The following is a 25,968-nucleotide window of genomic DNA, read 5'->3' as shown; positions in this document are numbered from 1 at the left end:
TTTAATACGGCGAGGTAGAGCGACATGCTTCTATCTCATCGCGGGTCGGTTTTTTTAAAAATTTAACGCTGTGGCTCTTTTCGTCAATTTTAACTATATCCATAACGGCCATTTTTTTTAGCCAACCAAACATAGGTAAAAACTGCCATTTTTTTGCAAAGGTGTTGGCGTTATTACAAATATCTTCGGCGTAGTTTATAGGTGGCGTAAACTTGTCGTGGTATTGGTGCAGAACCCAATCATCAATGTAATTAAGCTTTATGTTGTTAACTTTACACTGCATAGCAAAGTCGGTGTCTTCAGCGCCGTAACCAATAAATTGCTCATCAAAGCCATTCACTTTATTAAAGTCACGTTTATTAATCGCAAAAATTAAAGACCAAAAAGTTAAAAAATCTACATTTTCGTTTATAGGCAGGTTTTTGCGTTTTGGATGATCAACAGCCTCCTCCACTAATAGCTCGTAGTTACCATTACAAGGCACATACGGTAAATACTTTGCCTTGGCACTTACCACTAATTTATGGGTTAATTTAGTCAGTAAGTTTTCAAAAAGTGTGGGAGAGCAAATACAGTCTACGTCTATAAATATAACGTTATTTTGCTGGGCATTTTTAACTCCAGTATTACGCGCTTTAGCAAGGGGTAAACCTGTGCTTTGCATATATACATTTTTGGTTAAAAAAGACATGGTTGGGGTAACATTGTGGCTGTTTTTTTCATCCATCCACACCACCACCATATCGGTTGGGCGCAGCGTACTATTTTCTATACTATGAATAAGGTTAGCAAGTTGCTGGTGACGCCCTTTTACAATAGTAACGACTGAAAATTTATGGCTCAATTGCAACCTCCTCAACTAACGCAATAAATTCGCTAATAAACTGTTCTGTATCACTTATTATTTGTGTTTTACTCATTTGGGTTTTTCTTGCATCAATTAATGCGGCCTCTATTAGGGCATTGTTTTGCTGTAAAAACGCTGAAAAAGGTAAATGCACGGCAAGATTATTTTTAGCTAACATACGCGCTTTTTCATCTTGCTCTTGGTAGGGTCGGTTTTCGGGTATAACAATCAGCTTTTTCCCCAGTGCTAACAACTGTGATACTGCATTATTGCCACCACTTGTAACTACAACGCTTGCAGTAATCGCTTGGTTTATATTAGCCACCATCCCTTTATAGGTTACTCCTTTTATAGGCTCGCCGTGGCAGCCAATAACCTCAACGTGATCTGTGTAATTAGTAAGTACACGTGCAATTAATGCCGCTCTTCGGGCATCTGTTATTAGCAAAGTAATATGATTGCCAAAATCTGTTTTTGAGGCGCTTTCACCACCTGTGTATTTTGATATAAACCCCAAATAATGGGTTTTATTAAAATAGCCGTAGTGAGGTGTTTCTAACTGCTTTGGGTACGGGGCGTATAATTTAGTCGCGCATTCATAGGCAAACACTTGAGTAGGGTCGCCACTAATATCACCCGAATGGCGCTGCATTAAAACAGGTATACCAATACTTCTGGCCATAATAGTGAGTTCGGCCGATACATCACTTATAAATAATACCGGTTTGTATTGCTGCGCTAATAAGTTAAAAGTTATAGAGCGCTCAAGTGGCGCTTCGCTATATTCTATTCCTTCAAACGCTGCGTTATAGCTCCTTTGCACTGAGCTTTGCCCTACCCATTTTGAAGGCAGCTTTTCAAAAACGCCCCGCTTACACACTTTATTTAAAGCCATTTTGACTTTTAAATCGCCATAGAGCACTACTACGTTATAGCTATTTTGAAGCTTATTTATAAGTAACTCAGCACGTGTAATGTGGCCCGCGCCATGATGATGAACATAAAAAAATACAGTCGGTAAATTTGGCTCATAATTTGGCTCATATAAGTGCTGCATATTCGGCCTCATAATTTGAAACAGTAACGTTAAAGTCGAAGTTTTTAGCAAATGATTGGCACGCTTGCGGCGTTATTTTGCCCAGCTTTTTAATGGCTGATACAGCTTCATCCACATTGTTTAGTGCGGTGCACACATTAGAAAATCGCAATTCTTCGGGTATGGCTGTTTTAAAGCCTACAACCGGTATGCCATGAGCAAGCGCTTCAATGGTTGTTAGGCCAAAAGGTTCGTGCCACTTTGAGGTGGCTAAAAATAAGCGAGATTTAGCAAGCTCAATAAATAACTCATCATGTTTTAAATGCCCTAAATAACAAATGGAGTCTGTAAGTAAGGGTTCGACTTTAGCTTTAAAATATTCTTCATCTTCAATGGGGCCAGCTATAGATAAATTGCGCTGTAACTTTTGCGCTATTTGAATCGCCGATACTAGGTCTTTTTCGGCGTTAATACGCCCCATCCAAAACAAATCATGGGCTTTGTTTTCCTCTAGTACACATTCCCTTTTGGGCATAGTAACGCCATTTGAAATCACTTTAATTGCGCTACCAAGCTGAGACTCCCACTCTTTACACAACCGGTTAGACACGGCTATATAACGATGATCGCTACGCGCTTTATGCAGCTTATGTATTAAGCCAAGCTTTGGTGATACAGGGGCATGTAAAGTAATCACGCTTTTTATATTGTGCAGTAATGCAACATCATATATCGCATGATAATAACTGTGATAATGCACCACGTCGTAATACGAATTATCTATTAGCGCAAACTGGGCGGCCTGATACAGTTTTTGGCCTTCTTCTTCTGTGGTTATGTTGTCTTTCATGCGCAGGGGAGATTCATCTAACTGTAAAATGTTAAACTCGTTTTCTTCATCAGCGTCTTTACACAACACATCAACAGTGTGCCCTTTTTTACAAAGTGCGTTAGCTAAATTAGCAACAAAGGCCTCTGTCCCCCCCTTAAAAGGTTGTCGCAAAGAAACTATAGGGCTTGCGACCATTAGTATTCTCATGCAATTCTCCCTAATATATTGCTGTATTCGCTGCACATTTTAGCTATAGGGAAATTACGCGCGCTTTTAATTACATCATTTTTATTTAACGAAAAAGAAGCTTCAAGCGCGGCGGCTAAACTGTTTACGTTATTGCCTTTAGCAAGTACGCCTGCCCCTTCACTGACTATTTCAGCAAACGCACCGCGATTAAACGACACCACTGGCGTACCTGTTGCCATAGCTTCTAAAGTAGAAAGCCCAAATGGCTCATCCCAGCGGGTGCCAAATACAGCAGCTTTGGCATTTGCCAATTGGAGTTTAATACTGTGGTGATCAAGATGCCCTAAATAGCTATCGCAGGGCCTTAGCAAAGGCCGTACTACATCATCCATATAGTGTTTATCTGCGATGGGGCCGGCAAATTTAATAGCAATACCCATTTGTTGCGCTGTAGATATTGCTATATCAATGCCCTTACTCGGTAATATTCGGCCATAAGTAAACACATAATCTTGAGGGTTCTTTGTTACCTGCCAACGTTTAAGGTCTATACCATTGTAAGTAACTTCTACTTTATCGTTTATAAAGGGCTTCCACGCCTCAGCTAAAGAATGCGACACTGCGGTGAAGTGTATAAACGGCGAGTAAGAAGCCAGCCCCACAACCGCTTTAAGTTTTGAATAAGGCGGCGTATGCAATGTGGTTAACATGGGAATGTTATGTTTACTGGCCCACAATATGGGGATGGGATTAAGAGAGTTATTATGTACTACGTCAAACTGCTCTTTAGTTATATCGGCCATTACCTTGAGCATAAAATCGTTTTCAACTATATCGGGATATTGTTGATATTGGCTGTTATCTATCTGAAACGATTTTAAATTACAGTTAACCTCGCTGTCTGGGTGAGCATACAAAGTAACCTCATACACTGATTGGTAGTATTTAACCAGTGCACCAGTAAAGGCTTCTAGCCCACCAGCATAGGGCGATTTAATAGGAAATCGAGGGTGAGCTATAATCGCAAGTTTCATACTGCAAGCTCCTCGCGTCCGTGCGGCTTTTTATACAAAAGAACCAATGACGATTCCTTTTTGCTTTTTGCAGTAAACATTTTTTTCATTAACTGCCAATCACTGCTTGGCGCTGTTTCAAAGGGTAAAAACTCTAATAAAGAATCTTTTTTAAATATTATGCTTTCCAGCGGCCTTTGATAGGTGTGCTCTACTTTCTTTGTATTATCAAAGTAATAAGGAGTAAAAACAAAGTCCTCTTCAAAGCCTTCGTTTATTAGTTTAAAAGTGTGCTTTTCATCAAATACGTCATCATCTGTACGAAAAACCACAAAGTCACTCAACGTAGCTTGCAGCCCCACATTATAAGCCGCAAACCGACAGTTTAGCTGGTGATCAATATAAATAATGCCTGGGTCAATCGCCTTTAACCTTAGGCGTAAGTTATACCTTTGTTTGTACTTTTGCGTTGAATTATCAACAATGGTTATGATGCAGTTACTGGCGTATTTTTGTATTTCTTTAACCCGATCTATAACACCTTCATTGCAGTGGTAAGTTACTAACACAATGGCAGTTTTACAGTATCTTTTGCTTTTCATTATTCTTCCTTAGCCACATTTTTATTTAAAACCGCTTTAAACAAGGGCATTAATTTCCGTATCTATTACGCTAATAAATTAAGCGCTAACTTTTGTAATCGTTAAAATAAGCACTTAATTGCTTTAAGCGCAGCTCTAAGGCTAATTTTTCAGAGAGTTTCCAGTGTGGTAGTTTTTTTAAACGTGATTTGGCCGCTTCTAATTCAGCCCCCACTTCGCTTGTAGATAAAATTCTCATTTGTTTCACCTCATAATAAATATGCAGTCCATAAGAATTTATCAGCAAATAACAAGCCAAATAGGTACAGCTAAAAATCAAATGTTTATTAATAAATATCAAAAGCTTATATTTTTAAAAAGTGGAAAGGTGTTTTTATAAAGGGGGGCATAGGCATATATTTCAATAAAATATGAAAATAATTCACAAAGCGCTTTAGCTTATAAATACTTAATCACTCGCGTTAAAAAAACGCTCTAAAGCAACAATAAACAGATTTAAATATAAAAAAGAATACAAAAGGAAGGGTAATTTAAATAGCTGCTAGTGGGACTCTCCCACTAGCAAGGCATGGCTAATAAGGCGTTTTATTTACTCAGCGCCCATTGCGCTTATGATTGAGGCGTAGTTTCAAAAGCCGGCACTTGGTGTAAATCGTTTAGCCATGTAAGCATTGATTGCGACCAAATTTGCGCAGCTGGGGTAAATTCATCGCGCTGATCGACTGCCCCTATGCGCAGGCCGTACACTCTATCGGCTTTTGCTTCGTTGGTTGCATAAAGTGTAGTGCCGCACGTACCACAAAAACCTTGTGCGCGTTTATTACCGCTTTGTGCTGTTTTAACATACTCTTTTGGCTCGCCTTTAGTAAATACCACCGAGTTTGGCTCAGCCATAATTACGGCTCTAAATGGCCCACTCGACATGCGTTGGCAATCGCTACAATGACATACAAGTACGTTATTATTTTGCGACTGAGCTTGGTATTTAATTTCACCACAATAGCAGCTTCCGGTAATTTTCATTTTACTCTCCTTGAGTATGTTTAAAGGTGCTTAACCTAAATAAGCTAAAATAATTTTAGGTAGTTCTTGCGCGTATTGCTGCGCCGATAAATCACAGGCTATCGCAGGGGTTAAATCGTGATACAGCACTTTATCAAGCAATGAGCTGACAATTAAAAATACTGCAGTACCTGCCGCCGCCTCGCTCACTTTGATATCTGTTTGGCTAATTAGTTGCGCTAACCGCTGATAAATTACTCGCCTGTTTATGTGTTTATCACTGCCTAATAACTCGCTGTGTAAACGCGAATTTAAATGCAGCGTTCTAAATACCCCCTGCTGTGATGATAAAAACACATAGGTTCTATGGCATAAAGTGTTAACTACATCGTCTAAGTTTTTATAGTGCTGCGCCTCAAGCTCACTTACCCAGTTATCTAATGCAATACCAAAGTCTTGATACAACATGGGCAGCAACGACTCTTTATTTTTAAAGCGACGGTAAAACGTACCTACCGACACCTCGGCGTAATCGGCCAGCTCTTTTATACTTATGTGCTCAAAAAACTTACTTTTTAAACTGTGATGCAGCGCTTTTAATAGTTTTTCTTGGGTTTGTTGACTGCGTTGTTGCTTAGGTGCCAAAAAGGGTTGATCAGACATAAATTTAAACGTGTTAGGTTAAAGTGCACACATAGTGCAGCTTGTTAATATAAACAACAATACCCAGCTAGCAATTACGTTACTCGCTGGGTAACTACGGCATTATTTTTGGCTATTTAAGTAATCTACCGCTAATTGGCTAAGCGCTTTGGTACCCACTTTAAACGATGACTCATCGGCGTAAAAATAAGGTGAGTGGTTACTTGCTACCGTTTTTAAGTCTTGATCGTCAGGCGTACTACCTAAAAACACAAATACACTGGGTATTTCTAGGGCATAAAACGAAAAGTCTTCTGCGCCAGTTATTTTACCCATTTCTTGCACGTTTTGTTTACCGGCTGCTTTTTCAAGGCTAGGTAACATTTGCGCAGTAAGTTCAGGGTTATTAACCGTTACCGGGTAACCTTCGTGAATATGCACATCGGCCGTTGCCCCCGATGATTTAGCAATATGCGTAGCGGTTGTTTTAATATTTTCAAAGATTTGCGCGCGATTATCCATATCAAAATTACGAATAGTGCCAACCATTTCAACTTCTTCAGGAATAATATTATTACGCACACCACCTGCTATTTTACCAAACGACACAATAGCAGGCTCTTTGGTTATATTTACTTGGCGGCTAACAATATGGTTAACGCCCGTTACAATTTGCGCAGCGGCAGCAATAGGGTCAACGCCTGTCCACGGTGCTGAGCCATGTGCTTGGCGACCGTGTACGGTTATTTCAAAGCGATCGGCACTGGCCATAAACGGCCCACTTCGATAGCCAATTTTACCCGTGTGTAGGCTCGATGTAATATGTAGACCAAAGGCTACGTCAGGTTTGTATTTTTTAAATATACCTTCTTTAAGCATTAACTCTGCACCGCCCTCTTCGCCTAAAGGTGCGCCCTCTTCAGCAGGCTGAAACACAAACATGATGTTGCCATGCAATTCATCTTTCATATTTGCTAATACTTCGGCTGCGCCCATTAGCATAGCTACGTGCGTGTCGTGGCCACAAGCGTGCATTATGCCTACATCAACGCCACGGAAGTTTGTGGTTTTGGTTGATTTAAATGGCACATCTGTTTTTTCTGTTACCGGTAGTGCATCCATATCGGCGCGTAGCATTACTGTAGGGCCAGGCTTTGCGCCTTTTAAAATACCAACAACACCGGTGTAAGCAATATCGGTTTGTACTTGCATACCTAACGACTTTAAGTGTTTAGCCACAATGCCTGCGGTACGCGTTTCGCGATTACCAAGCTCAGGATTTTGGTGAAAGTCGCGTCGCCATTCAATTACCTGCTGCTCTACATTTTTAACGTGCTGATCAAGGTTTGCCTGCGCGTTAAACGCACCAAGTGCAGCAAAACCTAATGCCACTGAGAGTAATGATTTTTTCATCCTGTTTTCCTTTATTATTTTAATGAAGCCCAACAACCGATTTAGTGTTATCGAAAAGTGCTGTTGAGTTATAGCCTACACCATTTTTAAATTTATTTTTTACTACGAGCGCTAAGGCGTATAAGCTTGAAAGTAATACTAAAACACTGTTTACTGTAATAGCACCATCTAAAAATGTAAATATGGATTCACATTTTAATTCATCATACTTTAATAAATTTTTTTACTGTACTCTTTTTTAAATTACACGGAATGACCATGAAAAATCGAATCGCTAAAAAGCACGTTTTAAAATCAACATTGGCACTGACTATTGTACTCGCATTGAGTGGCTGCGACATTGATGATGACGATAATAACGACCCTGTCGTTGTAGAAACACCAGAGCCTGCACCGGTTACTTTGCGCGTAATGGAAACAACCGACATACACATGTATTTATCTAACTACGATTACTTTGCACAAGCCCCCTCAGAAACCTTAGGGTTTGTTAATACCGCTACCCTTATAAAAGAAGCCCGCAATGAAGTGCAAAACAGTGTACTTGTTGATAATGGTGATTTAATTCAAAACAGCCCGCTTGGCGATTACGAAGCGATTGTACGTAAAGACGATATTTTAAATGGCGCAACCCATGTGGCCTTTAAAGCAATGAACTTGCTTGATTACGATGTTGCTAACTTAGGAAACCATGAATTTAATTTTGGCTTAGAGTTTTTAGATGCCACCTTAAGTGGTGCCGACTTCCCGTATATTAATGCCAATGTATACGTTGATGATGGTGATGATGACGACAGCAACGATGAAAACCGTTACACACCGTACTACCTTCAAGATAAAACCGTATTTGATATAAACGGCAACGAACAAACAATTAAAATTGGTTACTTAGGCCTTACCCCACCGCAAATTATGCAATGGGATAGCGCTCACTTACAAGGTAAGGTCATTGCAAAAGATATTGTTGCTACTGCTGAAAAGTTCATTCCACAAATGAAAGCACAAGGCGCCGATATTATCATTGCCATTCCGCACTCTGGGTTAACAGCCAGCGCCCAAGAAGACCTTGCTGAAAATACGGCCCTTTACCTGTCTAAAGTAGATGACGTAGACGCCATATTGTTTGGTCATAACCACCGTTTGTTTCCGGGTGATTCGTCGTACGATGGCTATGAATCGGCAGGTATTGATAACGTAAACGGTAAACTTAATGGCGTACCGGCTGTTATGCCTGGCTTTTTTGGCAATAACTTAGGGGTTATTGATTTAATTGTTGAGCCAAACGATGAAGGCGGCTGGGAAGTAACCAGCTCAAAAGTAGAAACCCGCGCCATTAGTGGTACAGATGAAAACGGCGACTTTATTGATTTAGCTGCTGTAGATACCGATGTAGCTGCCGCAATTGAGCTTGAACACCAAGCAACGATTGATTGGGTGAGCGAACCATTTGCTGAAATTTCAAATCCTATTTATAGCTTTTTTGCTTTGGTGCAAGACGATCCGTCAATTCAAATAGTATCAGATGCACAAATAGCGTGGGGTAAAGCATTTATTCAAGGCACTGAGCTTGATGGCTTACCCGTGCTTTCGGCAGCAGCCCCTTTTAGAGCTGGCCGCAATGGTATTGAAGATTACACCAATGTAAAAGCAGGCGATATTACCTTACTAGATACCGTTAGTTTGTATGTGTTTCCAAACACTATTCGTATGGTAAAAGTAACAGGTAGCGATGTTAAAGAGTGGCTTGAACGCTCTGCAGGTCAGTTTAATCAGATTGATGTAAACAGCAGCGCTGAGCAAAACCTACTCGATACCACTTTTCCTACTTTTAACTTTGATATTATTGACGGCGTTACCTTTGAAATTGACGTCACTCAGCCAAAACGATACGACAACGATGGGGTATTAATAAGTGAAAACAATTCGCGCATTACTAACTTGCAATACCAAGGTGAAGCGATAGATTTAGAGGCAGAGTTTTTAATTGTAACTAATAACTATCGTGCATCGGGCGGCGGTAACTTCCCGGCGATTGACGGTACTAGCCGTGAAACATTTGAAGGCCCAGATGAAAACCGCGGTGTGCTGCGTAGTTACATTATTAGCGAAGCCGCTAAAAGTAGCACAGGCAGTATTGACCCTTCGGCCGATAATAACTGGCGCTTTAGCACCGTGACCACCAGCACAGAGCTAAACGTTGTGTTTAGAACATCACCGCTTGATGAAGTAGCTACTATTGCACAAACACTCCCTGCTGTTGCGCCTACCTCACCACTTAAAACAGACGAAAATGGTTTTGCGCTATACACCATAGATTTAAAGCAATAACCTTTAAGGCATAAAAAAGCCAGCTTAGCAGCTGGCTTTTACTTAACCTGAACCCTTAATTATTTAGCAATATACACACTATAGCTTAGCCCTTTTAAAGTGACCGTTAACTTGCCATTTTGTTGCTCAAGTTGCTCGGCAGCTACAAGAGGCGAAAAGTGTTTATACGGGCTATTAAACTCTATTGTTTGTGGCGTTTTTTCGCTATTAAACACAATAATATACGCCTGCTCTGCACCTTTTACTGTGCGTGAAAACGCAAACATGCCAGTGTTTTTAGCAAAAAATAAGTCGTTGTATTCACCGCGGCGAAGCCCTTCGTGATTTTTTCGTAACTTACTTAATTGCGCAATAGTTTTAAATAATGGGTGCTGCTGGTTAAAGTTATTATCGGCCGTTGTTTGCGTGGTGCCTATAAGGTTATTGTCGTTATAGCTTGCAACATTTGATGCAAACATATCTTCGCGTGCATCAATATCGTGGCCATCGCCTGTAAAACCTTGTTCATCGCCATAATAAATAACCGGTATACCGCGAGATAAAAACATAAATGCATGCGCTAATTGGCTGCGCTTTAATTTAAGCTCATCACTTTCGTGATCAAATGTTTGGTTTATAAATAAGCCGGGTCTGCCCATGTCGTGGTTCCCTAAAAAGGTCATAAGTAAATCGGCTTGGCTGTCTTCATCTTGGTATAGTGAGTCTTGTGCAAATAGCTCGCTAATGGCGCTTGGGTTCTGTCCTTTAAAAAACACATCGGCCGCTATTTTTTGAAATGCAAAATCAAGCACCGATGGAATTTTACCTTCTGTAGTAAATACACTTAGGTTTTTAGGGTTAGGGTCGTACACCTCACCAAACACATGAAAATTTGGAATCCCTTGCGCTTTAGCGTAATCAATAATAGCAGGTGTAAATGTTTGCCAAAACTCAAGATTAACATGGCGTACGGTATCGATTCTGAAGCCGTCGGGCTTAAACTCTTTTATTAAATTTTGATAAATATCGACCATGCCGCTCAACACCTGCGGATGCTCTGTTTTTAAATCGTCTAGGCCGTTAAAATCGCCATTAAGTGAGCTTTCACCACTAAAGGTGCTGTCGCCTTGGTTGTGATAATAATCGACATTGTTTAGCCACTGTGGGTACTTAACATTTTTTAAGTGCTCAGGAATAAATGGGCTATACGGCTTAGGGTTATTTAGCGCTTTATACTCACAATGCGTTAAACCTGCTTTAAATTGACCGTTTGGCATGTGGCATTCGTCGTAACGAATAATATCGGCTGTGTGGTTAGTAATAATGTCAAAAAATACTTTAATGCCTTTTTTATGAGCTGCATCAATTAGCTTTTTTAAAGAAGCATTTCCACCAAAGTGCGGGTCTATTTCGCTAAAATCGACAATCCAATAACCATGGTGCGCAACACCATCTGATTGAATCGCTTGGTTGCGTAATAAAGGCGTCATCCAAATTGCTGTAACCCCTAGCGCTTCTAAATAGTCGAGCTTTTGTTCAATGCCTGTTATATCCCCACCATGAAAACCACTGGTGGTTGTTAAATTTAACCCACCAGCCGAAATAGCATGCTCATTGCTGCCATTATCGTTTTGCGGATCGCCATTATTAAAACGATCAGGTAATACAAAATAAAATATATCGTCGCGTACATCGCGCTGTAAATAATTATCAGTGCTTGCAGTGTTTGCGTTATCGGCCGCTGGTGGCTGATTACTTTTACAGGCCGTTAATGCCACTACAGTGCTTAGTAAAAATGTTGTTAGTGTGTTTTTTATCATTTTAGTGCTCCTTTACTAAACTATGGCAGCTCGCAACCTTTTACACTTTCGTAAAGTGCATACCAATGAGCGGCCGTTAATTGTATTTTGTTTACTTGTGCACACGCTTTAATACGCGCAGTTTTAGTAGTCCCTATAACAGATTGAATGTTTGCAGGGTGCCTGTTTAACCATGCCAGTACAATGGCTTCTGCACTTGTTTCGTACTGCGCAGCTAAGCTTTGTACTAATTGGTACGTGTTTTTAATACGGGTTTCAGCGCCGGTTATATCAGCACCCGAAAACAACCCTTGGCATAAACTTCCCCACGCCTGCAGCTGTATATTCTCGTGCTGGCAAAACTCGATTAAGCCCGGCGTAAAGTTAATATTTGCGCCTTGCGCGTTACCAGCATATATGCCCTCTTCAACCCAGTCATTTTTTAATAAGCTCATTTCTACTTGATTCAAAATAAGTGGCTCTGACAGGGCTTGTTGAATGGCTTTTATTTGATGTTGCTGCATATTAGACACCCCTAAAAAACGTACCTTGCCTTGGCTTTTTAGTTTTTTATAAGTGCTAGCAATTTCCTGAGGGCACATGAGTGGGTCGGGTCTGTGCAGAATAAGTACATCTAAGTAGTCTGTTTTTAGCTGCGCTAAACTTTTATTTACACTTTGCTCTATCCACTGTCCTGAAAGGTCATAACGCTTTGGGCCATGCTCATCTGCAAAGCGAATACCGCATTTAGATTGAATAATTAACTTATCACGGTCGGTGCGCGTTTTTAAAACTTCACCAAATACCTGCTCTGCTTTACCAAAAGTATAAATATCAGCATGGTCAAAGTAATTAATGTTATTTTCAAGCGCTGCCTCTACTACTGTATGTGCTTGGTTTATATCGGCTTTGGTTATTGGGTTGTTATTCCAGCCACCACCCAAGCCCATACAGCCATAAATAAGTTCGCTAGCATTGGGTATAAATTGAGAAATAGTTTTATTGGTCATGAGTTATCGGTATTAAAAAAGAGTGACTTGTAGTTTACCGATTAAATTATTCAACTAAATACTAAAAATAAAACTCATTATTTGCTATAACAAACAATAAAAACACAGTGCTCATTTAAATGCTGAGAGAACATAAAAAATTTGAACGGTTATTTTTGTTTAACGAAGTAGCCAAACACTTAAGCTTTTCAAAGGCAGCTTTAGCGCTTGGGATCTCCCGAGGGTATTTGTCTGAGCAAATAAAAGCGCTCGAAAAAGAATACCAAAGAGCCCTACTTATTCGCACAACCCGCAGTGTAAAGCTCACCCCGCAGGGAAAGCATGTGCTTAGTTGTATGGGAAATATTAAAAGCACATTATTAGAGCTTGAACGAACCTTAGCCCATGAACACGAGGCTATTGCCGGCAACATTAGAATTACCGCGCCGAGCCAATTTACCAATAGATACCTGCTAACTATTTGCGAGCAATTTAACCAAGAGTACCCTGATGTTAAATTTAATATAGACTGCAGCTACACCCCTCACAATTTGATTCAAAGCAATTACGATATTGCATTTAGATCAACCCTTAATCCGCCCCAAAACATGATTGCCAAAAAGCTTTTTAGTTATAAACAGGTGTGCTGTGCCTCGCCTAGTTATATTGCTAAAAATGGTGTGCCAAGCGACGTTGAAGATTTATTAAAGCATAGCTGTTTAACCAGCACGCAATTTAGCCTGTGGCATTTTTCCGATAGGGCCATTGAGCTTGAAGGAAAACTAAGCATTAACGATAACCACATGCTTAAAAGCCTTGCATTGCAAGGTCAAGGAATTATATACACCCCGGAGTATTTAGTAGATTTAGAAATTAACGCGCACACTTTGAAGCCGCTATTAACGCAGTTACAGTATCCGCAATCTGATGTGTATCTAATTCACCCTCAGCTAATTAACGAATCAGCACGTATTAGCCATTTTATTAAATTTACTACCAACTGGTTTAGAAACTAGCTTACCAATTACTTTTATATTGAGATAAGTGGTTTACTAAATAATCGACTAAAGCTTTAACAGTTGGGCTTAACAAACGTTGAGACGGATAAAGTAAATTAATAGGCAGCGGGCTTGGCGCGTATTCACTTAGCATCTCTACTAGCTCACCGCTTTTAAGTGCTTGGTTAACGTAAAAATTAGGTAATTGCGCTACACCTTGGCTTGCTAAAGCAAACGCTTTTAAACTTTGTGAGTCGTTAACCTCTAAACTACCTGAGACTTTTACAATGGTATTCTTACCATCAAGCCTATAACTCCAACGCTTTGCGTTAGCGACAACCGTGTTTATAAGGCAATTAAAATTTTTTAGATCATATTAAAACAATTAAGCCTATTTCAGCACCTGAAAAATAAACATCTTTACCTACCTAACTAATTAAGTGCTAGGATAATGGCTTGAAATACTGATAACTTGCAAACCTAACTATGAATTTAAATCAGCTCGATCTAAACCTTCTTATTATTTTAAAGCAGCTTTTAAACGAAAAACATATTAGCAATACCGCCTTAACTTTAGGCATGAGCCAACCTTCTATAAGCCGCTCGTTAAGTAAATTACGCTCCTTGTTTGACGATCAATTATTAATAAGAATGGCTGGAGGGTATGAGCTAACACCAAAAGCGCAATCAATTCAGCAAGACCTAAATTCTATTTTAAATATGGTAGAAACACTGGTTAACAAGCAAACCTTCGACCCTAAAACCAGCACTGCCACCATAAAACTGTTTGGCCTACCGCCGCAAATGCATTTATTTATAAAAACAATAATTAAAGATGTTCGCGAGCAAGCGCCTAATATCATCCTTGAAATAGACACCCTGCCTAAGCCGCAGTTTTCTGATTTGCTTAAAGGCGATACGCACTTTGTGATTACTGGCCACAAGCCCGCTAATTCAGAGGGTAAGTTATATCAACAGCCGTTGTTTGAGCGCGAGTTTAAATTAGTAATGGCTCGCTCCCACAGGCTGGCTAAACAAGAATTAAGCGTTGATTTATTGCGTGATTGTAATTTTGGGCAAATATCAATTCAGGGTGAAAAAGCATTAACTATTGCACAAAATTTTGCTGCGCTAGGCATTGATAATATAGCGACGCCAATACGCTTAAAAAACTTTTACAGTATTGGCAGCATTGCTGAAAACACTGATTTAATATTTTATGTGCCCAATCATTTTGCTGCAGATGTGTGCCAACAGCATGACGTAGTTGCCAGAACCCCGCCCCCAGAGCTTAGCTCAGAGTATGCACAAGTGGCTTTATACTGGCATCAACGCCACCATAATGACCCTGTATGTCAATGGTTTAGAGAGCTTGTAAAAAATAAAGTATTTGAAGTTTAAATAACTATTATTCATGTAGGGTATGTATTTTAAATTGCCATTTAAGGCGGCGAACGATTTAATACGAATCATTCTTAATAATATTAAAATTAGATAAACATACTCACCATGAAAAACACGCTCCCATTTAATAAGCACGCGCTTAACGTTGTTATTGGTACTTTGTGTACTGGTATGTCATTCATAAGCTTAGCAGAGCAAGCTCCCGATACCTCAGAAACCATTGAAGTATGGGGCACAACAATTACTAATGACTCGCTACTACAAGACGATATTGAAAGAAAACAAGCCAACCATTTAAGTGATTTACTCCGTGACCAAGCTGGTATTGACGTAGGTGGCTCGCACTCTATTGTACAAGGTATTAATATTCGTGGTGTTGACGATTTAGACCTAAACATTACTGTTGATGGTATTAGCCAAAACAATAATATGTTCCACCACTCAGGAAACTTACTTATTAATGCTGATATTTTAAAAGCAGTAGATATAAAAGTAGGGACTAATTCAGTGCTAACTGGCGGCCTTTCTGGTGGTGTAGCCTTTGAAACCAAAGATGCTAAAGATTTACTAGAGCCAGGTGAAGATTTTGGCGCACGCTTATACACAAACTTAGGTACTAATGATTACGCAGGAGGCTCTGCTGCGGTATATGGTCAGCTAACCGACAACATAGACGCCCTTGCCTACTACACCTACACCGACAGAAATAACTTTGAAAACGGCAATGGTAAAGAAGTTACAGGTAACGAAGGCCGCACGGTAGATGGCATATTCAAGCTCGGCTGGGATGTAAACGAGAGTAACCGTTTAGTGTTCTCATACGACAGATATAACGATGAAGGTGATTACTACGTAAAAACCAACTTTGGTGCAGGCTTTGCTGAAGATTCAGACGCGCAAACAGAAGATATTGACTACACACGTACCAGCACTTCACTTGCCTACGAGCTAGATAAAGGCGATGCCATTACCCTACGCGCTAGCGTTTATCGCAACGAACTAAGCTATATTGCACTAGGAACTGAGGGTAACTCTGAGCATACGGGCTACACTGCCCTTGCAACATCTAAAATTGCACTTGCTGGATTTAACCATACATTACGCTATGGCGGCGAAGGATATGAGCAAGTATCAAAACGTATAGAAAACCACGTACAAACCAATAAAGACACTGCCGACTCGCACGCTATTTATATTGAAGACGAAATCGCTGTAACCGATCAGTTATTTGTAACCCCTGGCGTGCGTTACAACTACTTTAAAGTAGATATGTACTCAGCCGGTACTAACGATTCGTTAGATAAATCGTGGAACGAGTTAACGTTTGGTTTAGCGGCTAAATACTTAATTAATGAAAATTGGAGCATTAACGCAAGCTCTACCGAGCTTTTTCAAGGCCCTGGCCTGCGCGAAAGCTATGTTGATTACAGCACTAACTTTGATAAAGACCTAAAAGCAGAAACCGGTGTAAATAACGCCATTGGTTTTGCCTTTAAAGATCAAAACATTATGGGCTTAGACTCATTTGGTTTTTCATTAAACCTGTTTAAAACCCGTATTGAAGATTACATAGACAACTGGGCAATTGGTAAAGGTCGCCCAATTGGTACCTATGAAAACTCGGGTGATTACGATATAGATGGTTTTGAATCAACGCTTTCACTGCGTAAAGCGCTATTTAGTGCGCGTTTAAGTTACTCTAAGTCAGACTCTGAACAACTAGAGACAGGCGAGCAACTGCGTTATGAAGTAGGTGATAGCATTTCACTAAACCTTGGCTACGAAGTACCAAAATACGACTTGAAATTTAACTGGACCAGCCTAGTTAACAGAACTGATGACTCAGTATCAAGCGGTGCTGATATTCATAAAGTGGGTTATCAGGTTCATAACATCAGCATGCAGTGGCTACCAAGCCAGCTTGAAGCACTAAGCATGACCTTAGGTGTTGAGAATATTTTTGATAAAACGTATTACTCTCACGCTTCATACTCAAGCGACACAGTGCAAGATTACGAAGCGGGTCGTAATGTTAAATTAAGCGCGTCTTACGTTTTTTAATTTAATAATTTGCGCATGATTTAAGGCTCAATATTTTATTGAGCCTTTTGCTGTTTAAGGGGGGCGTACCTTAAATAGCGTCAACCATACCAATCCGCAATAATACTTAATCATTTTTAGGGGCTAAACGTGTTGCTATCTGCGTTAAAAAACTCTCATTTACGACTGCATGGATGCAGAAGATAGAGCAATGCAGGAGCAATTGCCGAGAACAACTAAATAGCGAATTTTTTGCCTTGCTATCAACACGTTTTTCCATCCTCAAAATAGTTCACTTAATTATGCGGATTGGTATTATAAATAAATTATTTCAGGGTCAATAATGTCTGATTGGAAACAAAACTTACAAAAGTTCCGTTATGTAATGGACACCTTACTGCTTATTAGCTTTATGCTAGTAAGTGCACCTCAAGCCACCGGCATCCCTTTACACGAATGGTTTAGCCTATTTTTTATTATTCCTTTTGTTATTCACTTACTACTGCACTGGGATTGGGTAACACGCAGCTTTAGCCGTTTATTTGCCAATATAACAGCACGCGAGCGCTTTAATATAGTGTGGAATTACCTACTTTATATAATGATGTTATTAGTATTTGTAAGCGGCTTTTTAGTGTCGGTAGCTCTACTACCCGCACTTAATATTAGTTTAAACATTCAAGACTTTTGGTCGAAAATACATCACGATTCAGCCACCTTTATTATGCCCATGCTAGGTGTACATTTAGCGCTTAATTTTTCTTGGATAGTAAAATTGACTAAACGCATGTTTGCCAAGGAGGCTAAATAATGAAGCACCTAAAACAACAGTGGAAAACCCGCACCAGCATTGTGTTAGTTGTATCTGTTTTAGTGAGCCTTTTACTGGTTAGTTTAGAGCTCACCGATTGGGCCGCACAAATAAATCAGCAGGGATACTCCCACGGTGCAGCTGAGGGTGAAAAGCCGAAAATAGCCCCTATTTTGATGTACATTTTACCCTTTGTAAAAGAGCTTATTTTAATAGGCGTACCTATGTTACTTGCTTTAGGGATTGCTAAACTATTAGGCTTAATAAAAAGGGTGGTTAAAAACAAAGTCTGAATACGAATGCAACACGTATCAAAAACCGGCGTTTATAGATACATTGCTAAGCTAGTATGTCTATAAGCGCAGGTTTTTATGAGTTATAAACCAAGTAATTACACACTCCAACACATCACTTTTCTACTTGGCACATTAATTATAGGTGCTGTATTAATAAGCTTTAAAGCTAATGCCGAAAAGGCAATTCCTTTTCAATCGCAATGGCTAAAAAACCACTATGCTGAGCGTATAGCCCATTTTAAGCTACAACCTTTACGCAAAGGCGATATTGTATTTATTGGCGATAGCATTACAGAGCAAGGGCTAAATTGGAGCATACGGTTTAACGACCTACGCGTAAGAAACCGCGGTATTAGTGGCGATATGACCTACGGTGTTTTAGCGCGTTTAAACGAATTAAAAGCAGCCCCGCCTAAAGCAATATTTTTAAAAATTGGCGTTAACGATATTTTTAATTACCATTATATAAAGCAAGTTAAAGACTTTGCGTCGGTGAGCAACAATATCGAAAAAATAGTGACTCAGCTCAATGACTCACTCCCAAATACACAAATTTATGTACAAAGTATTTTGCCCGATCATCGCAATTTTATTACGCAAATGGCGCAAACCGTTAACCAACAAATTAAAGCAATTGAGCACGCAAATTTTACCTATATAGACTTACACCCCTCATTTTTAAGCCCGCAAGGCACGCTTAAAAAGTCACTCACGACCGATGGCACCCATTTGAACCAAGCAGGCTACGCCCTTTGGGCTGAGCAATTAACTCCCATAATGAAGACTTTATAATGAAGTGCTTATTAATAGGTATGTTAATAGCGCTAAGCTTTACATGTGCAGCCAGTAAAGCACCTTTAAAAAGCTACCCTTACGGTGCGACTAAAGCTGTTATTTTTAGCTACGACGATGGTGTTATACAAGACAAAAAGCTCGTGGAACTATTTAATAAGTACCAGGTTGTTGGCACATTTAATTTAAACTCAGGTTTATTTGCTAAAAAGCTACCGTGGATGAAAGCCTTTACCGGTAAAGAGGGCGAATATATAAAGCAAAGTGAAGTAAAAACACTTTATAAAGGCCATGAAATAGCAAGCCACAGTTACTCACATCCGGGCTTTGCGGGCTTAGATACAGCAGAATTAAAATTACAATTAGCCCGCGATAAGCACATTTTATCGCCCATAAAAGGCAGCCCCTTGCAGTCTTTTGCATACCCTTTAGGGTCTTACGATAAAACCGCTATGAAATTAGTAAAGCAAGCGGGCTTTACTAATGCCCGAACAGTAAACGACACCCTTAATTTTGAGCTCCCTACCAACTACATGGCATGGAACCCAACCGCTCACCACTCAAACGCAATGCCATTAATAGAACAATATATTGCGCTCAAAAGCAATAAGCTCACTGTAATGATGATTTGGGGCCATTCGTGGGAATTTGACAAAAACACTAAAAATAATAACTGGGATTACGCCGAAAAGCTCGTTCAGACAATCTCAAATAAAGATGATATTTGGTATGTATCGGCTGGAGAGTTCATCGCGTTTTTAGAAGGCAAATAAGCGTGCGCAGTGCTAAGTAAAGCTCATATAAGCCCATTTAAATGTAGTAAGCGTAATTAGCTCATCCTTGATGCAGTATCCATCGTTAATCCATTAACTCACTTCGAGTAACTGCGAAACTTCGTTTCGGTTCACTCTTACCTAGCGGGCGGACTGTAACTGATATTAGCGCCACTCTGAGTGGCGCTCGAGTCCGTCCCAACACAAATTTCAGACATAAAAAAACCCTAACCAATTTGGTTAGGGTCATAAAAAGTGGTACCAGCGGCCGGGCTCGAACCGGCACGCCTTTCGGCAGGGGATTTTGAATCCCCCATGTATACCAATTTCATCACGCTGGCATCATTTTTCTTTAACCTTCTAAACACGAGAAGATAAAGAAAAACCACTTTAGAGCTCAGGATTATTTATGTACCTTCGTCTCTATGCCAAGCATTATACAAACAATAGGGGTGGCAGCAAGCGTTTTATGACATTAGCCTGATCAACCGCTTAACATTTAGACAGCCTGTGCAAAATGTCGTTTACTGGTTGAAGTATTAAATACAGCTAATAATAACGCTAAGGTATATCACTGAACTATAGCGCTTAGTATTTGTGAGCTTTTTTGCTAAACTAGCGCGCATATTAACAGTGAGAGTGTATTTATGTCGGGTGAGTTTCCACGAGCTGGTTTTTGGCGTCGTTTTGCGTCGTTAGTTTATGATACGTTAGCTATTATTGCGTTTGCTATGTTAACGGTTGTGCTCTATTTGTTTGCCGTACAAGGGCTTATTTCACTTGATGTTATTAGTTTAAATGGTGCAGAAGATGTATCGGCACTTATTCAAGAGTCACTGCTGCTGTCGAGTATTCGAAGTGCCTTACTTGTTATTGTTACTTTAGTATTTTTTGGCTATTTTTGGACTAAAAGCGGGCAAACTATTGGCATGCGCGCATGGCGTTTAAAAGTACAAACTAGTGAAGGAAGCTTAATTAGTTGGCCGCAGTCTATTGTTCGCAGCCTAAGTGCCCTGCTTGGTTTAGGTAATCTTGTGGTATTAATTGATTTTAAAAACAAAAAAGCGCTGCAAGACTATGTCTCAAAAACTGAGGTAATTACTCTTACAAAAGAAGAAAACAAACGTATTTACCGCGAGCTAGATTAATACCTATTTATACCAATGCGCAATAATACTTAATCATTTTGCGGGGCTAACTTGTCGCTACCTGCGTAAAAAATTCTCATTTACGACTGCATGGATGCAGAAGGTAGAGCAATGCAGGAGCAACTGCCGAGAGCAACTAAATAGCGATTTTTTTGCCTAGCTATCTACAGGTTTTTCCAGCCTCAAAATTGCTCACTTAATTAAGCTGACTGCTAATAGTTTTTGAATAACGCGTTATAAAAACAAAAAGGTGACCATAGGTCACCTTTTTTAGTATTAAATAAGCGCTTATAACGGCTATACCCGCTTATTCATCATGTACGTAGCAAAGCCTATAAATAGTATACTTGGCAGTACCGCGCCTATAATAGCGGGTATTTGATAAACCATTACCACAGGGCCAAATATCTCATTTATTAAGTGAAATACAATTCCCGTTACTACACCCATAATGATACGCGCCCCCATAGTAACGGTACGTAACGGGCCAAATATAAACGACAGTGCAACCAGTAGCATTACGGCAACAGACACTGGCTGCATTAGCTTACGCCACAAGGCCAGCTCATAGGTGCTGGTATCTTGCTCATTTTGCTGTAAATACCCTAAGTATGACCAAAGCCCAGTAAAGGAAAGCGACTCAGGCTTTACCGATACAACACCAAGCTTTTCGCCCGTTAATTGCGAAGGGTAAAACTCTTCATCAATGTGTTCACTGCTTATTTGCTCATCACTAATATGAACCTTGTTTACATCGCGTAATAGCCAACCTTCATCACGACCAATGGCCACTTTAGCTTTGGTTATTTGAGTTAAATCGAGTGACTTATCAAATTGATACATGTGCACACCGTTTAAACGGCCGTTTTGATCTACATCTTCAATATTAATAAAATTGTTGCCATCTTTAGCCCATACGCCTTTTTGTGCATTGAATACATCGCCGCCATAAATTGCCTGATTACGCATCTCTTTGGCGTGTTGTTGCGCCTCTGGTGCGCCCCACTCACCAAGAGCCATCATACACACAGCCATAAACACGGCGGTTTTCATTACCGAGCCTATAATTTGCAAGCGCGACATACCTGCAGCTTGCATTACCACCAGCTCACTGTTTGAAGCCAGTGCACCTAAGCCTGTTAAGCCACCAATAAGCGCGGCCATCGGGAAGAATATAACTAAATCGCCCGGCATACTGTAAAAAGTGTAAAGCGTTGCGGTCATTAAATCGTAACTGCCACGACCAACCGACTTTAGCTGATCAATAAACTTAATTAATGTACTAATCCCTACTAGCACCAACAAAGCAAATCCGGTGGTTTGTAAAATGCTACGGCCTAAGTACCAATCGAGTGTTTTCATCATGCGCTTAACTCCCGTTTTGTTACAACGGCTTTAAGCCAGGCGCCCAATGGGCGACCTTTTATAATTAATAAACTACCTATAAATAAAGCGCTTAAGTGAATCCACCACAAACCAATTGAAGGCGGTATTTTGCCATCTTCTACGGCAAATTTTGCAGCATTGAGCAAGATAAAATAACCTAAGTACAAGCTAATGGCTGGCACTAATTTAGCAAACTTACCTTGGCGCGGATTAACCACACTTAGCGGTACTGCTATTAACGTTAGTAACGGAATAGAAAGCGGTATTGCAATACGCCACTGCCACTGGGCTATAGATTCAGAGGTATTGAGTGGCAATAGTTGATTAGTAGGTATTGCTTCTAATTTACGGCGCTGATGCTCTATTTCTTGCTCGCGTATTTGTACGCTGTAGCCATCAAACTGCGTTAAATTAAGAGCCGGTGTTTTGCCATCGGTTTCGTAGCGTTTGCCATCGGTTAGCACTAATTGTTGCTCGCCATTTATTGCCTCTACCACCACGCCTTGTTCGGCATACACTAAACGTGCAAGGTCATCTTTTTCGGTATCGGGCAGCTGCGCTACAAATACTTTGTTTAGCTCTTTACCACCGTTTTCAATGTTATGAATAAACACTACGGCTTTTTCATTACCGGTTTGTTGAAACCGCCCAGCCCTTAAAGCAGATAAACCCGCATCGGCTTTGGCTTGCTCTTTTAATTGGTACTCTTGCTCACTCGCCCACGGCGCAAGGTACATGGTGAGAGAGGCGGCTAATATAGCCAAACCCACACTCGAAATTAAAGTAACGCGTACCACATACCACTCACTCACCCCACAGGCTTTAAGAACGGTCATTTCGCTGTCGGCGTAAATGCGGCTGTAGGCTAAAATAATCCCCAAAAATATACTCAATGGCAGGATCAGCGAAGCTAATTGCGGCAGTTTAAGCGCAATCATCGATAATACTAACTTGGCAGGAATGCTCCCTTCAGAAGCATCTCCTAAAATAACCACAAACTTTTGTGACACAAAAATGGTCATTAAAGTTAAAAATACGGCGACCTGCGATTTTAAAACCTCTGCGGTCAAATAACGAAAAATAAGCAATGCTCGCCCCTGTTAAACATAGAATTTCACTACAATAGTGATAATTTGATAATAAAGTAGCTATTTTACCCAGTTTTATCTGGTAAATAAGTCGTTATTATAAGCTAACAAAATTAATTATCCTACCTAAGTGCACGATATATTGTTGCATTAGTAGCCCTTAAACATATAAAGTTCAATTACACAGTAAGAGTCAGAAAAAATCAGCTAAAATTAAGATTATCTCTACATAAGTTACGTAGCGAAGACTAGATTTTATTTTTTTAGCCCCAATTAATAACGTATATGACTCACAACCAGGAGTAACAATGGAATTTAACGTAAAAAGTGGTAGCCCAGAAAAACAACGCAGCGCGTGTATTGTCGTTGGCGTTTACGAACCACGTAGGTTATCCCCCATTGGTGAACAACTCGATAAAATCAGCGATGGTTATATCTCAAATTTACTACGCCGTGGCGACCTAGAAGGTAAGCCGGGGCAAGTGTTATTATTGCATCATGTACCTAACGTTTTAAGCGAGCGCGTATTGCTTGTTGGCTGTGGTAAAGAGCGCGAGCTTGATGATAAGCAATATAAGCAAATAATTTCTAAAACAATTAATACCTTAAACGAAACCGGCTCAATGGAAGCGGTGTGCTTTTTAACAGAGCAACACGTTAAAGGTCGTGATACCTACTGGAAGGTTCGCCAAGCGGTAGAAACAACACAAGATTGCCTATACACATTTAACCAGCTAAAAAGCAAAAAAGTAGACCCTCGTCGTCCACTTCGTAAAATTGTGTTTAACGTACCAACACGTCGCGAGCTGACCATTGGTGAAAGCGCTATTGAGCATGGCTTAGCCATTGCCGCAGGTAGTAAGCTATGTAAAGACGTAGCCAACATGCCACCTAATATTTGTAACCCTGCTTATTTAGGCGAACAAGCGCAAGAGCTGGCTAGCAATTTTGACAACATCACCGTTGATATTATTGGCGAAGAAAAGATGGCCGAACTAGGTATGAACTCGTACTTAGCAGTTGGTCGCGGCAGTGATAACGAATCGGTTATGTCGGTTATTAACTACAAAGGTGCAAGCGATGAGCAAGCGCCTATTGTGCTAGTAGGTAAAGGCTTAACGTTTGACTCAGGCGGTATTTCAATTAAGCCAGGCGAAGCCATGGATGAAATGAAATACGACATGGGCGGCGCAGCCGGTGTAATTGGCGCTATGCGCGCATTGGCACAAATGCAGCTGCCTATTAACGTAATTGGCGTTTTAGCCGGCTGTGAAAACATGCCAAGCTCTAACGCGTATCGCCCTGGCGATATTTTAACAACCATGTCGGGGCAAACCGTAGAAGTGCTTAATACTGATGCTGAAGGCCGATTAGTATTATGTGATGCGTTAACTTACGTTGAGCGTTTTGACCCAGATACAGTAATTGACGTAGCAACACTAACAGGCGCATGTATTGTTGCCCTTGGTGCACACGCAACAGGTTTACTGTCAAACCACAACCCACTTGCGCATGATTTATTAAAAGCGTCTGAGCAAAGTGGCGACCGTGCATGGCAGTTACCACTGTGGGATGACTATCAAGATCAACTCGATAGCCCATTTGCCGATTTTACAAACTTAGGTGGTCGCTCTGCTGGTACTATTACCGCAGCGTGTTTCTTATCTAAGTTTACTAAAAAGTATAACTGGGCTCACTTAGACGTAGCCGGTACCGCGTGGCGCAGTGGCGCTAAAAAAGGCGCAACGGGTCGCCCTGTTCCTATGCTTACTCAGTATTTATTAAACCGAGCGGGTGTAAGCGAAGCTACGCACGACTAATAATCTAATTAACCTGAGCCTTATTTAGAAAAGCCACTCAGCAGACATTTTTAGCGCTAACAGCGTTAAATTTATTTGCCATAGGGCAAAACATTTTAACCAGAGCTTAGGTTATTTAACTTGTATTAAGGCGCCATTTGGCGCCTTTTTTATTGCTGTAATTATCTGTGTATTAATTGAAGCAAACCCCGTTATATGGCAAAATCTGCCACTTAATTTATGTGTATCAACTATGTGCACATTCAATGTCATGGGAAACCCCGATACAATGAACATGAATGCTCAATTTTTCGTTCTAAAGCAACAAGATGAATCTAAAGCGCAGGCTGATGATCATTTTGCTTTAGCAGCTCAAATTGCCGCAGAGCAGTATCGATTAGGGCATCGTGTATTTATTTTTGTAGATAACGAACATACCGCCTATGCCATTGACGAAACCATTTGGGCATTTGATCCCGACAGTTTTGTGCCGCATAACCTGCAAGGCGAAGGCCCTAAAGCCGGCGCACCAGTAGAAATAGGCACCACGCCTCCTGTTGGCAAACGTAACGTTTTAATTAACTTAGCTACTAACCTACCTGATTTTATTAGGCGTTTTAGCCAAGTTTTTGATTTTGTACCAGTAGAGTCTGTAGCTAAACAAGCCGCTCGTGAGCGCTTTAAAAAGCTGCGCCAACTTGGTGCCAATATCAGCACGCAAGAGATTAATAGCTAGCCGTTTAGGATAAAGCTAACCAACTA

24 protein-coding genes, 1 tRNA gene and 1 pseudogene are annotated in these 25,968 nt (G+C 40.4%); 11 read left to right on the top strand and 15 right to left on the bottom strand.

The genetic code is table 11. From position 1 onward, the window contains the following. Position 1: 1 nt before the first annotated feature. The 9 genes from MTF64_RS16185 to MTF64_RS16145 form a co-directional block, all read right to left on the bottom strand. On the bottom strand, positions 2-844 hold the full coding sequence (locus tag MTF64_RS16185) for a galactosyltransferase-related protein (RefSeq protein WP_248452000.1): 843 nt from the start codon (positions 842-844) through the stop codon (positions 2-4). Continuing rightward, positions 834-1,904, bottom strand: coding sequence for a glycosyltransferase (locus MTF64_RS16180; RefSeq protein WP_157743006.1), 1,071 nt, complete (start codon positions 1,902-1,904; stop codon positions 834-836). The genes MTF64_RS16185 and MTF64_RS16180 overlap by 11 nt, the downstream gene beginning before the upstream one ends. Then, a complete protein-coding gene (locus MTF64_RS16175; protein ID WP_248451999.1) occupies positions 1,888-2,922 on the bottom strand; it encodes a glycosyltransferase in 1,035 nt (344 codons plus the stop codon). The genes MTF64_RS16180 and MTF64_RS16175 overlap by 17 nt, the downstream gene beginning before the upstream one ends. After that, positions 2,919-3,938, bottom strand: coding sequence for a glycosyltransferase (locus MTF64_RS16170; RefSeq protein ID WP_248451998.1), 1,020 nt, complete (start codon positions 3,936-3,938; stop codon positions 2,919-2,921). Before MTF64_RS16170 ends, MTF64_RS16175 begins: the two co-directional genes overlap by 4 nt. Next, positions 3,935-4,519, bottom strand: coding sequence for a glycosyltransferase (locus MTF64_RS16165; protein WP_248444392.1), 585 nt, complete (start codon positions 4,517-4,519; stop codon positions 3,935-3,937). Before MTF64_RS16165 ends, MTF64_RS16170 begins: the two co-directional genes overlap by 4 nt. Positions 4,520-4,604: 85 nt before the next feature. After that, on the bottom strand, positions 4,605-4,757 hold the full coding sequence (locus tag MTF64_RS16160; RefSeq protein ID WP_024031649.1) for a hypothetical protein: 153 nt from the start codon (positions 4,755-4,757) through the stop codon (positions 4,605-4,607). Positions 4,758-5,128: 371 nt separating this feature from the next. Next, positions 5,129-5,542: a GFA family protein gene (locus MTF64_RS16155; protein ID WP_248451997.1), complete on the bottom strand. Its 414-nt coding sequence runs from the start codon at positions 5,540-5,542 to the stop codon at positions 5,129-5,131. 30 nt (positions 5,543-5,572) lie between these two features. Beyond that, positions 5,573-6,184, bottom strand: coding sequence for a TetR/AcrR family transcriptional regulator (locus MTF64_RS16150; protein WP_248451996.1), 612 nt, complete (start codon positions 6,182-6,184; stop codon positions 5,573-5,575). Positions 6,185-6,286: 102 nt separating this feature from the next. Continuing rightward, the gene (locus MTF64_RS16145) at positions 6,287-7,576 is read right to left on the bottom strand and encodes a M20 family metallopeptidase (RefSeq protein ID WP_248451995.1); all 1,290 of its coding nucleotides are present in this window, start codon (positions 7,574-7,576) and stop codon (positions 6,287-6,289) included. Between the two features lie 258 nt (positions 7,577-7,834). Between MTF64_RS16145 and MTF64_RS16140 the strand changes: the two genes are divergently transcribed. Further along, positions 7,835-9,904 (top strand): bifunctional 2',3'-cyclic-nucleotide 2'-phosphodiesterase/3'-nucleotidase, encoded by a 2,070-nt coding sequence (locus MTF64_RS16140; protein ID WP_248451993.1) that lies wholly within the window; start codon positions 7,835-7,837, stop codon positions 9,902-9,904. A gap of 59 nt (positions 9,905-9,963) precedes the next feature. Here the strand turns inward: MTF64_RS16140 and MTF64_RS16135 are convergent, their stop codons facing one another. Together MTF64_RS16135 and MTF64_RS16130 are read right to left on the bottom strand one after the other, a co-directional pair. Further along, positions 9,964-11,703 (bottom strand): alpha-amylase family glycosyl hydrolase, encoded by a 1,740-nt coding sequence (locus tag MTF64_RS16135; protein WP_248451992.1) that lies wholly within the window; start codon positions 11,701-11,703, stop codon positions 9,964-9,966. 20 nt (positions 11,704-11,723) lie between these two features. Further along, positions 11,724-12,692, bottom strand: a complete 969-nt coding sequence (locus MTF64_RS16130; protein ID WP_248451991.1) for an aldo/keto reductase — start codon at positions 12,690-12,692, stop codon at positions 11,724-11,726. A 119-nt stretch (positions 12,693-12,811) separates the two neighbouring features. Between MTF64_RS16130 and MTF64_RS16125 the strand changes: the two genes are divergently transcribed. Continuing rightward, entirely contained in the window at positions 12,812-13,687 is an 876-nt protein-coding gene (locus MTF64_RS16125) for a LysR family transcriptional regulator (RefSeq protein ID WP_248451990.1), read from the top strand. 1 nt (position 13,688) lies between these two features. Here MTF64_RS16125 and MTF64_RS16120 read toward each other — a convergent pair. Next, a pseudogene (locus tag MTF64_RS16120) lies at positions 13,689-14,030 on the bottom strand (LysR substrate-binding domain-containing protein); the annotation flags it as partial. 125 nt (positions 14,031-14,155) lie between these two features. Between MTF64_RS16120 and MTF64_RS16115 the strand changes: the two are divergent. The 6 genes from MTF64_RS16115 to MTF64_RS16090 all read left to right on the top strand — a co-directional run bounded on the left by MTF64_RS16115 (position 14,156) and on the right by MTF64_RS16090 (position 19,785). Further along, complete coding sequence (locus tag MTF64_RS16115; RefSeq protein WP_248451989.1) at positions 14,156-15,070, top strand: LysR family transcriptional regulator; 915 nt, start codon at positions 14,156-14,158, stop codon at positions 15,068-15,070. A 108-nt stretch (positions 15,071-15,178) separates the two neighbouring features. After that, entirely contained in the window at positions 15,179-17,134 is a 1,956-nt protein-coding gene (locus MTF64_RS16110) for a TonB-dependent receptor (protein ID WP_248451988.1), read from the top strand. Between the two features lie 322 nt (positions 17,135-17,456). After that, the gene (locus MTF64_RS16105; RefSeq protein ID WP_248451987.1) at positions 17,457-17,924 is read left to right on the top strand and encodes a DUF4405 domain-containing protein; all 468 of its coding nucleotides are present in this window, start codon (positions 17,457-17,459) and stop codon (positions 17,922-17,924) included. Then, on the top strand, positions 17,924-18,217 hold the full coding sequence (locus MTF64_RS16100; protein WP_248451986.1) for a hypothetical protein: 294 nt from the start codon (positions 17,924-17,926) through the stop codon (positions 18,215-18,217). Before MTF64_RS16105 ends, MTF64_RS16100 begins: the two co-directional genes overlap by 1 nt. Positions 18,218-18,295: 78 nt before the next feature. Then, complete coding sequence (locus MTF64_RS16095) at positions 18,296-19,012, top strand: GDSL-type esterase/lipase family protein (RefSeq protein WP_248451985.1); 717 nt, start codon at positions 18,296-18,298, stop codon at positions 19,010-19,012. Then, positions 19,012-19,785, top strand: coding sequence for a polysaccharide deacetylase family protein (locus MTF64_RS16090; RefSeq protein ID WP_248451983.1), 774 nt, complete (start codon positions 19,012-19,014; stop codon positions 19,783-19,785). The genes MTF64_RS16095 and MTF64_RS16090 overlap by 1 nt, the downstream gene beginning before the upstream one ends. A 256-nt stretch (positions 19,786-20,041) precedes the next feature. On the opposite strand, the gene MTF64_RS16085 is transcribed toward MTF64_RS16090, so the two are convergent. Continuing rightward, positions 20,042-20,126, bottom strand: a tRNA-Leu gene (locus MTF64_RS16085). A gap of 306 nt (positions 20,127-20,432) precedes the next feature. Between MTF64_RS16085 and MTF64_RS16080 the strand changes: the two genes are divergently transcribed. After that, entirely contained in the window at positions 20,433-20,933 is a 501-nt protein-coding gene (locus tag MTF64_RS16080) for an RDD family protein (RefSeq protein ID WP_029771767.1), read from the top strand. A 297-nt stretch (positions 20,934-21,230) separates the two neighbouring features. Here MTF64_RS16080 and lptG read toward each other — a convergent pair whose 3' ends face one another. After that, positions 21,231-22,298: an LPS export ABC transporter permease LptG gene (gene lptG, locus MTF64_RS16075; protein ID WP_031289389.1), complete on the bottom strand. Its 1,068-nt coding sequence runs from the start codon at positions 22,296-22,298 to the stop codon at positions 21,231-21,233. Continuing rightward, a complete protein-coding gene (gene lptF / locus MTF64_RS16070) occupies positions 22,295-23,407 on the bottom strand; it encodes an LPS export ABC transporter permease LptF (protein ID WP_024031637.1) in 1,113 nt (370 codons plus the stop codon). The genes lptG and lptF overlap by 4 nt, the downstream gene beginning before the upstream one ends. A gap of 308 nt (positions 23,408-23,715) precedes the next feature. Here lptF and pepA point away from each other — a divergent pair, with 308 nt between their 5' ends. Then, a complete protein-coding gene (gene pepA, locus MTF64_RS16065) occupies positions 23,716-25,227 on the top strand; it encodes a leucyl aminopeptidase (RefSeq protein ID WP_029772475.1) in 1,512 nt (503 codons plus the stop codon). Positions 25,228-25,495: 268 nt separating this feature from the next. Beyond that, on the top strand, positions 25,496-25,942 hold the full coding sequence (locus MTF64_RS16060; RefSeq protein ID WP_004588472.1) for a DNA polymerase III subunit chi: 447 nt from the start codon (positions 25,496-25,498) through the stop codon (positions 25,940-25,942). The last annotated feature ends 26 nt before the right edge of the window (positions 25,943-25,968 follow it).

The organism is Pseudoalteromonas sp. 2CM41L (assembly GCF_023161905.1).
Taxonomy (GTDB): domain Bacteria; phylum Pseudomonadota; class Gammaproteobacteria; order Enterobacterales; family Alteromonadaceae; genus Pseudoalteromonas; species Pseudoalteromonas atlantica.
This window is presented reverse-complemented; position numbering and strand designations above follow the sequence as displayed.